Here is a 13,592-nt window from a genome sequence, read left to right as displayed (position 1 = left end):
TGTCAAATCTTACATTTGCCGAGATAACACTCATAGATGAACAGCAAATTGTGAGTGAATCCGATCGTTTAAAACTCACCACGTCTGGTAGTATTCGTCTACAAGCCTTAAATTTCGATCATTACGATCAATCTAACGAAAATCAGAAATATCGCAGAGATGGCTATAGCTCAAATAGCCGTATTTATGCCAATGCTGATTATGCATGGAATGAACGTTTGCATTTAATTGCAGGCTATCAAAACTATATCAATCTTCCCAAGATGCTGGATTGGGACGGTCATTACCGTTCCTCTGATGAAAACATCACCACCGAACAGGCGTATATTGGTCTGCGAGATTCAGAATACGGTACCGTTAAATTTGGAAAAATCTATAGTATTTATTACGACATTGTAGGTGCCAAAACTGACCTATGGAATTACTCAACCTTGGCTCAGCCCCAAACGTGGAGCCCTGTCGCTTATACAGATGGTACGCAAGCAGCTCATAAAACTTTACGTTATGAGTTCAAAATGGATAAAGCAAACTTATATGCCAGCTATTTGTTCAAGGATAGTACGACGGTCGCAGATACGGATGTGCAATATCAACGTAAAAATGGTGCCGAATTGGCAGTTGATGTGCATTTAAATAAAAATTTAAGTTGGGCGACCTCATGGAAGTACAACGATGCTAGTCTGAATAATCAACAAGATAAACATGATTTAAAGCAAGAAATTTGGGCAAGTTCATTATTTTATTTTGATGGAAAATGGATGCTTAGCTTTGGCGCTGGTTGGTATAAAAATCTAGTTCCAAATTTTGATGCTTACAGTGAATCGAGCGATTTTCAACTTCAATCATTGCTGAATACTGAGGCTTATGGCGTTGAATTTTATGCGGGACAGCACTTCAAGATTGAAGAATACGGTATCAAATTCATTCAGCCCTATATCATGGGAAATCAACTTGAATATACCAGTGGCTCCGAATTTAAACGCCGAGATCTCGGTGTTGGTATAGCAGCTAGATTTAACCATGGTTTGGGCTTTGATTATGAGCGTTTATATACACATGACACGTTCCAAACCCCAGATATGCATCTGTTCCGTCTACGCTATGAATGGTAAATCAAAATTTTAGGATAACTGTCATTCAGAGCCTTGATATGCTCATAGGCTTTGAATGATGACACATTGATTTAAATACAACGTCACAATGCTCTGCTCTTTAAAATGATTAAATTTATTTGATGCACAACATCTCAATTAATTTAATATTTTTAGGAAGTTGCATCGACATGGGTTCAAAATAAATCGTATCGAATGAATTATTATCATCTACGGCTTTACCTTGAGGTGTAAAACGCTGACTTTTTACAAAGGCTCTGGCTTTATTTTGACAATCAATTTGATGAACGGCTTGTATGTAGCCCTTGGGTTTGATGTTTAATGAGGGCACGCCATGTTCATACACATATTTATAGTCAATTTCAAAAATATGCGAGGCTTGATCGAGTGATTTAATAGTCGTTTTATCAATATAAGACCAGCCCCCATCATCCCGATCAAACATGGTCCATTGTGGTGATTGTGCTAAACTCATGCTGCTACACAGCACACAAGTTAAAAATATAATCCCGTGTTTCATTCAACTATCCCTAATTCAACTATGAACAAACGTTTTACTATATCACCATAAAAACAAAAAACCCTTTGTTATACAAAGGGTTTTTAACTATTTAAATATATGATCTAGAACGGTAAATCATCATCTAAATCAGACGGTGCTGTCGCCATAGGCTTTGCCGGCTGCTGCTGAGGTTTAGGTGATTGGAAACCTTGATTAACATTGCCATAGTTGCCTTGAGGCGCCTGATTACCATAACCACCTTGAGCAGGCGCTTGGTTCCCATAACCGCCTTGATTATTATTAAAACGAGGTTGCTGATAACCACCATCACCTTGATTATCACCTTGCTGACGATTATTAGAATCTAACATCTGCATTTGTTCGCCACGGATTTCTGTCGTATAACGCTCTTGACCATTTTGGTCTGTCCACTGACGGGTACGTAAAGAGCCTTCAATATAAACTTTTGAACCTTTACGTAAATATTGCTGTGCAATTTCACCTAAACGATTATGTAAGACGATACGGTGCCATTCTGTTTGTTCTTTGCGTTCACCTGAGTTTTTATCTGTCCAAGATTCACTTGTTGCAATTGAAAACTGCGTTAATGAACCACCATTGGGAAATGTTTTTGTCTCAGGATCTTTACCTAAAGTACCAACTAAAATAACTTTATTCACGCCGCGCATGTGCTCTAATCTTCCTATTCGATTCTATGTTTTACTTTATAAGAGTTATGATTAAATGGCTACCTCTTTACCCAACAAGTGCGTTAAATGTTGTCGCGCAGTGTCATCTAACTGCTGCTTATCAACTTTGACATAGACCACTTGTTGATCAGTCATCACCACGACCTCTTCAATACCACGAATTGCCAGTAACTGAGAAGTCCATTCATCTGTTTCTTGGACTTTGGGCAAACTCAAAATCAGTGATGATAAATAACGTGGCTGCTTTAATCCAAAACTAATGAACAGCCAAAGAATGGCAATTCCTGTCAGTACCCCCCAGCCTAGAGCAGTGTTATTTAACATCAGCAATTGCCCACCCAGTATACCGCCAAAAAAAGCACCTAAGAATTGACCACTGGCATTCACACCCATTGCTGTCGCTTTGGATTGGATAGGTGCTGCCTTCGATAACCAAGATGGCAGTAGTGCTTCCATCACATTAAAGGCAATAAAGAAAAGACCTAAACCAAGCAACAAAATGTATTTCGATTCAAATCCAAAAATCATCACGATCAAACCGGCGATGATCCCAGCAATCGCTGTCAGAAAAATACCTCGCATTTTTCGATATTTTTCAGCAAGAATGATACTAGGAAAAGCAAAAAATAAACTGATTACCAATAAGGGAAGATAGATCAAACCATGCTGAGCTAAAGGAATATCTGCAAAGTCAATCAATTGAGAAGGCACATAGATGAACATCGCCGTCAGCAATAAATGCAAAGCAAACACAGAAACATGTAAGCGATTTAAATCGCCCATTTTCAAAACTTGTTTTAGCTGAGTGAGATAACCTTGCTGAAAATTTTTATGATGACGTGTTGTTTTGGGAACAAGAAATAGCATTGCAATGGCAAGTAATCCCATGAGTGTGGTCACCCAGAATAAGCCTGAAATACCCACCACGCTGGTCAACCATGGCCCTAAACTAAATGCAATAACGAAAGAGAGACCAATACTCATCCCCATCATTGCCATCGCCTTCATACGATTTTCTTCACGCGTAACATCTGCCAATAACGCCATGACGACAGCAGAGACAGCTCCACCCCCAGCTATTGCACGCCCTATAATCACACCGTAGATTGTGTCTGACATTGCGGCGATTGCACCACCCAAGGCAAACAGCAATAAACCCAATACGATCAGCGGCTTTCGGCTATAACGGTCTGCAATCAAACTAAAAGGAATTTGTAGTATTGCCTGAGTCAAACCATACACACCTACAGCCAAACCAATCAAAGCAGGTGTTGCATATTCATAAGCCTGTCCCGCAACAGAAAAGACCGGGACAATCATAAACAGACCTAACATTCGCAATGCAAAAATGCTGCTCAATGCAAATGTGGAACGGCGTTCTAAGGCATTCATCATAAAATTTAGGTTATCGCGTGATTTCTATGTCTACTTTGATTATAGAATATTCGGCTGATGAACAGGCATGAATTTTATTTGAAATAAAGATCAACACCATCTGTTTTCCCTAGAACAAAGGCCTTAAGCAAAAAAAGCACAGCTTGTGCTGTGCTTTTTTCGATGTGTTCATCTAGCCTTGTAGCGCTTGACGCTTCTTATATTGAATAGATGCAATCACTGCCCAAACAATAAATGCTACACCAATCAGACCTGTAACCACTTCAGGAACATGTACGCCTGTACCACTCGCAATCATAATGAAAGCCAATGCACCAATTGCATAGTGCGCACCATGTTCTAAATAGATGTAAGCATCTAAAGTGCCTTTCTCAACGAGATAGATGGTAATCGAACGAACAAAGATAGCACCAATCGCAAGACCTAACATAATCACCACAACATCTGAGGTAATCGCAAAAGCACCAATCACACCATCAAAACTAAATGATGCATCCAATACTTCTAAATACAAGAACCCGCCGATACCTGCTTTGACTACGCCTGTTGGCACACCATTACTATCGTGACCAATTGCATTACCATTTTCATCAATTTCAGGCTCACCACCCAGCAAATGGCTCAGTACTTGTACCCCAATATAAATGACGATGCCCCAAATACCCGCCATAGTCACGACTAAGCGTTTAGCTTCATCAACATTAGCAGCCATGATCAGTAAAGCCACTAAAGCAACAAATACAGATAGTGCAGGTACAGATGCCAATTTCGCTAAACGACGCTCAATCCATTTGAACCAATGCGTGTCTTTACCATCATCCAAGAAAAAGTTAAGGAATACCATCAATAAGAATGCACCACCAAATGCTGCAATTTCAGGATGATGATTCATCAGTCGTGCCGAATATTCTTTAGGGTCATTTAATGCCAAATTGACAACTTCCATCATGCCCATATCCGCTGTGACCGCGACGATCACAATTGGGAAGATTAAACGCATACCAAATACTGCAATGAGAATACCCACAGTCAGGAAAAGCATTTTCCAAAAGTGATCCCAATGACGAAGCACTGAAGCATTGACGACAGCATTATCAAAAGAAAGTGAAACCTCCATCACAGCTAAAATTGCAGTGATGGTCAGTACGGTGAACATGGTCTTGAGGCCAGCTTCTGGACCATGGGTATAACCCCAATAGGCAGACAGCGCAAGACACACGATCGTGAATACGATAGAGAAACCAAAATGTTTCCACATAATCTAGCGACCTTATAAAAAATGAGGTGAATCAATAAAAATTTTACAAAACATAAACTTAGGATTTTTATATGACGAATATTAAGTGAAGTCTGTGCTTAGTGATTTGTAAAAATTCTATAAATTGAATGTCTGATCTCTAGCGCTAAAAGACACTCAATTAAACTGTGCTAATTATGACGAGTTTTCAAAATTAATCCAAAGTTCTTCGTATGATTTTTTTGTTGAAGATGATGTATCGCTCAAGCTAGTTTTGTAACGACAAATTGATATGATCTTAGATGATACCTAGAGATGATTTTATTCAGGATGGATTTATGCGTTTTTCAGAAGCCGTTTGGCAACGAAACTACGATTTATATCAAAAAACATTAGCACTCCCTTTTAACCAAGAACTGGCGCTTGGAACACTGAATCAAGAAGCTTTTTGCCATTACGTCATTCAGGATGCGCATTATTTGGTTGCCTATGGTCGAGCATTGGCTATTTGTGGTGCTAAAGCATATGACTCCGATGCCATTATTCAATTTACGCAAGGTGCTAATGAAGCAATTGTGGTTGAGCGTGAACTGCACAATGGTTTTATGCACGAATTTGGCATCACCAAAGCTGATTTTGAAAATACACCTTTGACTGCTGCTTGCCATCATTACACCTCATTTCTGACAGCTACTGCATGGTCAGAGAGTTATCCTGTCGTTTTAGCTTCATTACTGCCGTGCTATTGGATTTATGCGGAAGTGGGCAAAGACATTCTTAAACGTAATATTGCAAATAATCCTTATCAAGCGTGGATTGACACTTATGCTGGTGAGCATTTCAACGAAGAAGTACGCAAAGTCATTGAAATTATTGATCGAGTTGCGGCAGAAAGCGATCAACATACCATTGAAAAAATGCATCAAGCTTACACACGGGGAGCTGAACTCGAATATTTATTCTGGGATAGTGCTTATCATCAACGTCAATGGTTAAGCCTAGATCACTCATGATGCTATCACCTGTATAACCAAATTAAAGGTCGGTGATCTAAACTGCATTGCCGACTTTCAGGCTCATTTCGATTTAAATGGATTTAAGACTGGATTTTAAAGCAGACTTCAAGCACAATTACTATTGATAATAATTCTCATTATCATAAATAAAATTTACTTGAGGTTTTCTATGCAACATTCACTGGGAACAGAAGCAATCCGTGCATATTTCACTTTACAATGCTGTTGGTTAAATAGTGAAGAAGTTTATTTAGAAAAAGGATGTACACACTGTGGATCTGCTGCCACATATCTCATTTATTTTACCAATCATCATATTCAAAATTTAATGCTCGACTTCATTGCTCAATACTCTTGTTCAAGCTCTATACGTTTTGATTTTCTAGATTTACAACATTTCGAAGCGGAATATAACGATTTTCTTCAACACTTAGAAAAAGAAGTGAATTTTTACGCACGTCAACATCATGCTATTGAAAGACATATATGTTTTGAACAGGTGGACTCTATTTTCGAACGTCACTATTCACGTGCTTGCTGATCAATATTCACCCGAAATTCACTTATACTTAACATCCTATGGCTCATCATGACATCAAATTTGCGAATTGATTCTGTCTTGTTCATCTATTTAAAATCAGATTGCAGGAGCTCTCAAAGCACTTTACATTGGACTTTTGCTGTTCAATGAAATTTTACCGACATAATTTGTCGTGTTTTATTCTTCATTTGTGCTTGAACAAAATTAAATCGCTATCATATATCACCTTCACTCAGCATATTTTCGAGATGTTTTATGAGCCAAAGTCATATCCGTATTCGAGGCGCACGCACCCATAACTTAAAAAATGTGAACCTTGATATTCCACGCGATAAATTCGTGGTGATTACGGGACTTTCAGGTTCAGGTAAATCTTCACTGGCTTTCGACACCTTATATGCAGAAGGTCAACGTCGCTATGTGGAATCTTTATCTGCCTATGCACGCCAATTCCTGTCACAAATGGAAAAACCTGAAGTCGATTCGATTGAAGGTTTAAGCCCAGCTATTGCCATCGAGCAGAAATCAACCAGTCATAACCCACGTTCAACGGTCGGTACGATTACTGAAATTTATGACTATTTACGTTTGTTGTATGCTCGAGTGGGTACACCCTACTGCCCTGAGCATGACTTGCCGATGGTGGCACAAACCGTCTCGGAAATGGTTGATGCGGTTAAAGCACTTGAAGAAGGTACTGCTTTATTGTTACTTGCTCCTGTTGTACGTGAGCGCAAAGGTGAATACACCAATTTATTTGAGCAATTACAAAGCCAAGGTTTCGTCCGTGCACGTGTAGACGGTGAAATTATGGAAATTGATCCACCGCCTGAACTGGATAAGAAGAAAAAACACACCATTGAAGTCGTGGTCGATCGTTTTAAAGTCCGCGATGACCTAGGCAACCGTATTGCAGAAAGTTTTGAAACCGCACTGCGTTTAGGTGGCGATATTGCTATTTTGTCATGGATGAAAGGCGAACAATCTGATCGTGTGTTTTCAGCAAAACACTCATGTCCTGAATGTGACCGTGCCGTTGCCGAATTAGAACCTCGTCTGTTTTCTTTTAACAACCCATTTGGTGCTTGCCCAGTCTGTGATGGTTTAGGGACACGCAGCCATTTTAGTTCTGACAAACTCATTCCAAACCCTGAAGTCAGCATTAGCCAAGGGGCAATTCGTGGTTGGGATCGTCAGCGTCCATACTATTACAGCATGATTGAAAAAGTCGCTGCACATTTCGACTTTTCTCTTGATACGCCGTGGAATGAACTTGATGCGGAAACCAAAAAGAAATTCCTTTACGGTACAGGCAAAGAAAAAATTGATTTAAGCTATATCGATGAACGTGGTCGCCGTCATAACCGTGTGATGGCTTTCGAAGGGGTTTTACCACATTTAGAACGTCGTTACCGTGAAACTGAATCAAACTATGTACGTGATGATTTAGCTCAGTATTTATCGAATGCTGCATGTGACGCTTGTGGCGGTTCACGTCTCAATGAAATTTCACGTCATGTGCGTGTCAAAGACAAAACCATTGCCGAAATCACCAAAATGTCGATTGGCGATGCTGAAAGCTATTATCAAGATCTCAATCTTGAAGGCGCCAAAGGTGAAATTGCCGATAAGATTTTTAAAGAAATTCGTGAGCGTTTGCACTTCCTTGTATCAGTCGGCTTGAACTATTTAAGTCTATCTCGTTCAGCCGAAACCTTATCAGGCGGTGAAGCACAGCGTATTCGTTTAGCTTCGCAAATTGGTGCTGGCTTAATGGGCGTGATGTATGTGCTGGATGAGCCATCGATTGGTTTGCATCAACGTGACAATGACCGTTTGCTTGAGACTTTGGTTCGTTTACGTGATCTCGGCAATACCGTTTTAGTGGTTGAGCATGATGAAGATGCCATTCGCGCAGCGGATCATATTATTGATATTGGTCCTGGTGCAGGTGTGCATGGTGGTCATGTCATTGCCGAGGGGACTTATGATGAATTGGCAGCCAATGAGGATTCTCTGACAGGCAAATACCTTTCAGGTAAGTTAAAAATTGAGGTGCCGAAAACGCGTGTACAACCACCTAAACCTGATGAGCAAATTAAGCTGATGGGTGCATGTGGTCACAACTTAAAGAATGTTGATCTCACCATTCCTTTAGGTGTTATGACCTGTGTGACGGGTGTATCGGGTTCAGGTAAATCGACTTTAATTAACCGTACTTTATTGCCACTTGCTTCAACACAATTGAATGGTGCAACGACGTTAACGGCAGAAAAATTTGATTCGATTGATGGCTTACAATTCCTCGATAAAGTCGTGGATATTGACCAAAGCCCAATTGGACGTACACCGCGCTCAAACCCTGCAACCTATACAGGTTTGTTTACGCCAATTCGTGAACTCTTTGCTCAAACCCCAGAAGCCAAAGCACGTGGGTATGCCGCAGGTCGTTTCTCGTTTAACGTGAAAGGTGGTCGCTGTGAGGCTTGTGAAGGCGACGGTATGATTAAAGTGGCGATGCATTTCTTACCGGATATGTATGTGCCATGCGATGCCTGCCACGGCAAGCGTTATAACCGTGAAACATTGGAAGTCGGCTATAAAGGCAAAAACATTTCTGACGTACTCGAGATGACCGTTGAAGATGCAATGCATTTCTTTGATGCGATTCCTGTGATTCATCGTCGTTTAGAAACTTTACATCAAGTTGGTTTGGGCTATATTCGTTTAGGTCAGTCGGCAACCACGCTTTCAGGTGGTGAAGCACAGCGTGTGAAACTTGCACGTGAGTTGGCGAAGCGTGATACAGGTAAAACACTGTATGTGCTTGATGAGCCAACCACAGGTTTACATTTCCACGATATTGCGAAACTTTTGGATATTCTTCATGAGCTACGCAATAAGGGTAATACCATCGTGGTGATTGAGCATAATTTGGATGTGATTAAAACTGCCGACTGGATTGTGGACTTAGGTCCTGAAGGTGGTGCTGGTGGCGGTATGATTATTGCTGAAGGTACACCTGAAGAAGTAGCGAAAAATAAGGTTTCGCATACGGCGAGATTCTTAAAGCCGATGTTAAAGTGATTTTGAAAGGGCTCATAAGAGCCCTTCTTTTTTAAAGTTTTCTATAACCAGTTTATAGTTTTCTTTTATTGCAGATGGCTCCAGTCTATCCATCCTTGACTCTAATACGTTTCTGATTTTAGTTTTCAAAATTGCCTGATCAACACCAATTATATTTAGATTGCTTAATAATCTATCTATTACATCTGCTTTAGTTAATTTGCTCAACTCTGGGTCAGTTGAGGCATCTTCGAAAATAAAAACCTCCCATTCACTTTCCTTAGTATTGTTGATTACTTCTTTTGCAAAATGTAATTGAACACCTTCTATAAGATCTGCTTTCAGAACATCTACTAATGAAGGTAGTCCTGTTGTGGGATTATTAATTCTAAACATTTTTATGTAGCGATGAAAAATAGTTAGATGTTGCACTGGAGACCGTTGATACTTTTGGTAGATTTCTATTGCATTGGTTTCTAAATCAATTTTTAAATTATCAATAATTGTTTTTTTTAGTCTTCTTGAAAGTTCAGGTTGTCCAAATTTTTTTAATAATATTGCACTTAACTCAAGTAATCCTAGGCTTTCAATGCCAACTAATTTAGACGCTACCGTAAATAATTCTTCACAATACTTCTCATCAACCTCTAAATTTCGCCACTTGTTCATTAAATAGTGCAATTCATCTTTTAATAAATTATTTTTCTCTGTATTTAAATCAGATTGAGCTAACCTTTTTAAGACTTCAAAATTAACTTTATCTCTTTGCTCAAACCATTTTTTGAATTCAAAAGACCACTCATCCTCAGCAATTGTTAATTTGTATGAGATTTCCTCCAACTTAGTAAAGATAACCTCCGCATTATTACTATTCTCTGAGTTATCTTTATTTTGTCTACGAATAATTGCATTATTGAAAGTAAAACTATTCCAGTAAATTCCTAATTTTTCACCAAAATCTTCAATAAAGTATCCCTGTAAAACTCGAATTAAAATAATTTCTTTAGTTGAATAAGCAACTTCACTAAGCAACTGCTCTCTAAATTGCATATAAAGTTTTATGACTTTTTGAAAAAATCGGAAATTATGTATTTCTAACGCTTCTGCAAATTTCACCATTAAATCAACCAATGGCTTATCAATATCTTGGGTATTTACACGAATCAAAGGTTCAACAGAATTAATTTTTATCGTTTCATCTATCAGTTTTTCTTTATATTCAGTATATTTTTTCTGATTTTTTTCTATTGTTTTCGACTCATCTAAAATTAAAATGACTTGGCAATTACGCTCTATTTTTAATTGATTAGCTAAACCCATAACATCCTGAATTTTCAGCTTTTCAGATAATCTTTCAAAATCATCAAAACAAATAATGGCATTTTTAACTTGTCCAAACAATAAAGAATCTACCAATTTAGAACTGGAACTCACACCATAATGAGAAAATTTAATATCTTTAAATTGAGCCAACGTTTTTTTAAGAAGTTGAGGTATTCCGTAATGTTTATGAACGTTTCTAGAATAAGGATTCCAACCTAATTTTATTGAAATCTCATTTTTTAAAGCATCAAGGCTTTCAACACCAAATAGAGAAATATAAGCATATTTTTTATTTTCAAATATATGAACATAATTCACTTTACTAGCATGATAATAAAATGAATTAAAGTGATCATACTCTTTCATAGTTTGGTTTTTTAAAAAGTTTTGCCAGAAAAAAGTTTTACCGACCCCCCAACAACCTGTAATCGCAATAGCAATGCCTTGATTTTGATTATCTCTAAATATTTTCTCTAAATGCTGTTCTTGCTCAGTATTCATAATATTTTATAAATTGATGTTATTGCTCATTTATAAAGAATAACACCCATAAAAACAATCAACTTGAAACCGTATTGCGTCCCTGCGCTTTCGCTCTAAATAATGCTTGGTCTGCCTTAGCAAATAATGCTTTCCAAGAATCAGCACCTACCGCAACACCCACACTGATCGAAACCGTAAATGATTGACCTTGCTCATCTGTAAATTGTAAATCACCAATACCCTTACGCATCTTTTCTGCAGCACGTAACCCATGTTCAAGGTCTAAATTTTCAATCAACACCAAAAATTCATCCCCACCAAAGCGAACGACTAAATCAGTTGATCGAACATTATGACTTAAACAATTTGCCACCTGCTGAATGACTTGATCCCCTGCCACATGACCATACTGATCATTAACCTGTTTAAAATAATCAATATCTACAATCATCAAACACGTTTGGGTAAACTTATTGGGCTGAGCTTCCATAAGTTTGGTATAGGCTTCTAAAGCAAAACGATTTGAAACACCTGTTAATTTATCGGTATTAGCAATATTCTTTAATTCAAATTCAAACTCATCACGTTGATGCAACATTTTCTGAAGCTTTTGCATCGCTTCGTATAATGAATGTACTTGCTTCTGCTGATCTTCAATAAAATGACTATCGACCAAAGCATTGGCATACGACAATTCAACTAATTTATCTCTCACCATGATAAGCGGCGAAATAACTTTACGTTGAACATAGATCATCGTAAATAAAGCAGCCAATAGTGAAATTAAAGAGACTATCAACGTGAGTAGGAAGTTCAATTGATTCGCTTCTTTTTCTGACTTTGCGATTTCAACGCTCTTATTGAGCAAATAGTCTTGTAAATCGATAACTGTTAAGAATTTACCAGATACAGCTACACTTAATTCAGTCCCTGATAAAAAATAAGGTTGTCCCTTTCGGCTTTCATCAATTAATCGCATGATGATAGGTAAACCTTGATCAATAAACTGAGTTTTCACTTCTTGGTGTAAGCGAGCGAATTCAGCTGTACGATGGCGTTCGGGTTGGATGGTATTCACTAAATCCCACAAATAGCGAACTTGTTTTTGCGTTTGTAATGCGCGTGCAATATTGTCACTTGGTAACGGCTGCTGAAATGTCACATGTGCAGTTACATTTGAAGCAACACGTCCAGCCTGATCTCGCAAATCAGCCAACACCAAAATCATGGTGTAATAATGCCCCATCGAACTGTCTTTACTTTTAGACTGCATTACCAGTTTCTTCAGTAAATCATGACTGCTATCCCACGCATTAAACATTGTAAGAATAGCTTGATCTAAAGCTTCAGGCGTACGCTCTGCAAATGGCAACGAAATATAGTGATCGACTTGTTTGCGACCTTCCGCTAATTTTGGATTTAGGTATTGAGCGACGTACTCTTCTAACCCATCATATCCAGACTGATCTAATCGATGAATCGAGACCTTAATTTGTTCATCTACTCCCGCGCGATACTCAATAAGCGCTTGTTTATTTTTTTCAAACTCTTCTTGTGAACTCGACATTGCCATGTTCGCAGGGCCACGCTCGCGTGAAATACGATTCGCTAGAGCAGCAACGGCACGAAGATTTTCTATTTCAATCAATGCTGTTTGTGATTTCTGATATTCGCGATAATGGCTAATGACCAATGGGATTGAAATACAGAGGATAGATAAGACGATAATCATCACGAACACAAATAGGCGGCGACCAATTTGCTCGGAATGTGATTTTAACATCCAAACTACCTCTAAAATAAAAGACCGTATAAAGCGGTGAGATTTATAAAATTTCTTTGAACTTAGTTATATTTTACAATATAACCATGCTTAAAAAGCACTTAAAGCACAAGTTTTTATTTAAGAAACAATGTGATAAATATCACACTATTGTAATGCCGTAAATTTTTTTTGTTCAATATTTAAATTATTTTTCCACCAATATACAAGTGACATATTTGGCAGTATTTACTTTTTTTGAATTAAAATCAGATGATTATTTTGATCACTTAATCAGCATCGAAAAAATAGATCATGCGCATAATTTTTAATCATTATACAAACCTCATCCTTTAAACCATAATGCTTACATTGCAAAGACACTGATTCATATCAGATTTGCTTAATGAATTTTGTTCTACCCTCGGATGTTTCTCCCACATAC

Annotated in this window: 10 protein-coding genes; 4 read left to right on the top strand and 6 right to left on the bottom strand. The window is 38.2% G+C overall.

Translation table 11 applies throughout. The features are described 5' to 3' along the window. Positions 1 to 50 precede the first annotated feature (50 nt). A complete protein-coding gene (locus AC1M9A_RS04720; RefSeq protein WP_481609750.1) occupies positions 51 to 1,112 on the top strand; it encodes a porin in 1,062 nt (353 codons plus the stop codon). 115 nt (positions 1,113 to 1,227) lie between these two features. On the opposite strand, the gene AC1M9A_RS04715 is transcribed toward AC1M9A_RS04720, so the two are convergent. From AC1M9A_RS04715 to AC1M9A_RS04700, 4 genes are all read right to left on the bottom strand, one after another. Continuing rightward, a complete protein-coding gene (locus AC1M9A_RS04715) occupies positions 1,228 to 1,632 on the bottom strand; it encodes a hypothetical protein (RefSeq protein WP_481608649.1) in 405 nt (134 codons plus the stop codon). Positions 1,633 to 1,736: 104 nt separating this feature from the next. Next, the gene (ssb, locus tag AC1M9A_RS04710) at positions 1,737 to 2,303 is read right to left on the bottom strand and encodes a single-stranded DNA-binding protein (protein ID WP_481608650.1); all 567 of its coding nucleotides are present in this window, start codon (positions 2,301 to 2,303) and stop codon (positions 1,737 to 1,739) included. A 51-nt stretch (positions 2,304 to 2,354) separates the two neighbouring features. Further along, positions 2,355 to 3,719 (bottom strand): MFS transporter, encoded by a 1,365-nt coding sequence (locus AC1M9A_RS04705; RefSeq protein ID WP_481608651.1) that lies wholly within the window; start codon positions 3,717 to 3,719, stop codon positions 2,355 to 2,357. A 172-nt stretch (positions 3,720 to 3,891) separates the two neighbouring features. Beyond that, a complete protein-coding gene (locus AC1M9A_RS04700; RefSeq protein WP_179999088.1) occupies positions 3,892 to 4,977 on the bottom strand; it encodes a DUF475 domain-containing protein in 1,086 nt (361 codons plus the stop codon). A 317-nt stretch (positions 4,978 to 5,294) separates the two neighbouring features. On the opposite strand from AC1M9A_RS04700, the gene tenA reads away from it, so the two are divergent. The 3 genes from tenA to uvrA all read left to right on the top strand — a co-directional run bounded on the left by tenA (position 5,295) and on the right by uvrA (position 9,600). Next, positions 5,295 to 5,969: a thiaminase II gene (gene tenA, locus AC1M9A_RS04695; RefSeq protein WP_035265765.1), complete on the top strand. Its 675-nt coding sequence runs from the start codon at positions 5,295 to 5,297 to the stop codon at positions 5,967 to 5,969. Between the two features lie 172 nt (positions 5,970 to 6,141). Further along, complete coding sequence (locus AC1M9A_RS04690) at positions 6,142 to 6,513, top strand: hypothetical protein (RefSeq protein ID WP_481609749.1); 372 nt, start codon at positions 6,142 to 6,144, stop codon at positions 6,511 to 6,513. A 255-nt stretch (positions 6,514 to 6,768) separates the two neighbouring features. Next, entirely contained in the window at positions 6,769 to 9,600 is a 2,832-nt protein-coding gene (gene uvrA, locus AC1M9A_RS04685) for an excinuclease ABC subunit UvrA (RefSeq protein ID WP_481609748.1), read from the top strand. A gap of 12 nt (positions 9,601 to 9,612) precedes the next feature. Here uvrA and AC1M9A_RS04680 read toward each other — a convergent pair whose 3' ends face one another. Together AC1M9A_RS04680 and AC1M9A_RS04675 are read right to left on the bottom strand one after the other, a co-directional pair. Beyond that, positions 9,613 to 11,403: a P-loop NTPase fold protein gene (locus tag AC1M9A_RS04680; RefSeq protein ID WP_481609747.1), complete on the bottom strand. Its 1,791-nt coding sequence runs from the start codon at positions 11,401 to 11,403 to the stop codon at positions 9,613 to 9,615. Between the two features lie 58 nt (positions 11,404 to 11,461). Continuing rightward, positions 11,462 to 13,168: a GGDEF domain-containing protein gene (locus AC1M9A_RS04675; protein WP_481609746.1), complete on the bottom strand. Its 1,707-nt coding sequence runs from the start codon at positions 13,166 to 13,168 to the stop codon at positions 11,462 to 11,464. Positions 13,169 to 13,592: the final 424 nt, after the last annotated feature.

This window comes from Acinetobacter sp. ANC_7634 (assembly GCF_056779875.1).
This window is presented reverse-complemented; position numbering and strand designations above follow the sequence as displayed.

Excerpts from the sequence above, each read along its gene's own strand:
- AC1M9A_RS04715 (WP_481608649.1), bottom strand. The coding sequence starts at position 1,632 with ATGAAACACGGGATTATATTTTTAACTTGTGTGCTGTGTAGCAGCATG.
- ssb (WP_481608650.1), bottom strand. The coding sequence starts at position 2,303 with ATGCGCGGCGTGAATAAAGTTATTTTAGTTGGTACTTTAGGTAAAGAT.
- AC1M9A_RS04705 (WP_481608651.1), bottom strand. The coding sequence starts at position 3,719 with ATGATGAATGCCTTAGAACGCCGTTCCACATTTGCATTGAGCAGCATT.
- AC1M9A_RS04700 (WP_179999088.1), bottom strand. The coding sequence starts at position 4,977 with ATGTGGAAACATTTTGGTTTCTCTATCGTATTCACGATCGTGTGTCTT.
- tenA (WP_035265765.1), top strand. The coding sequence starts at position 5,295 with ATGCGTTTTTCAGAAGCCGTTTGGCAACGAAACTACGATTTATATCAA.
- AC1M9A_RS04690 (WP_481609749.1), top strand. The coding sequence starts at position 6,142 with ATGCAACATTCACTGGGAACAGAAGCAATCCGTGCATATTTCACTTTA.
- uvrA (WP_481609748.1), top strand. The coding sequence starts at position 6,769 with ATGAGCCAAAGTCATATCCGTATTCGAGGCGCACGCACCCATAACTTA.
- AC1M9A_RS04680 (WP_481609747.1), bottom strand. The coding sequence starts at position 11,403 with ATGAATACTGAGCAAGAACAGCATTTAGAGAAAATATTTAGAGATAAT.
- AC1M9A_RS04675 (WP_481609746.1), bottom strand. The coding sequence starts at position 13,168 with ATGTTAAAATCACATTCCGAGCAAATTGGTCGCCGCCTATTTGTGTTC.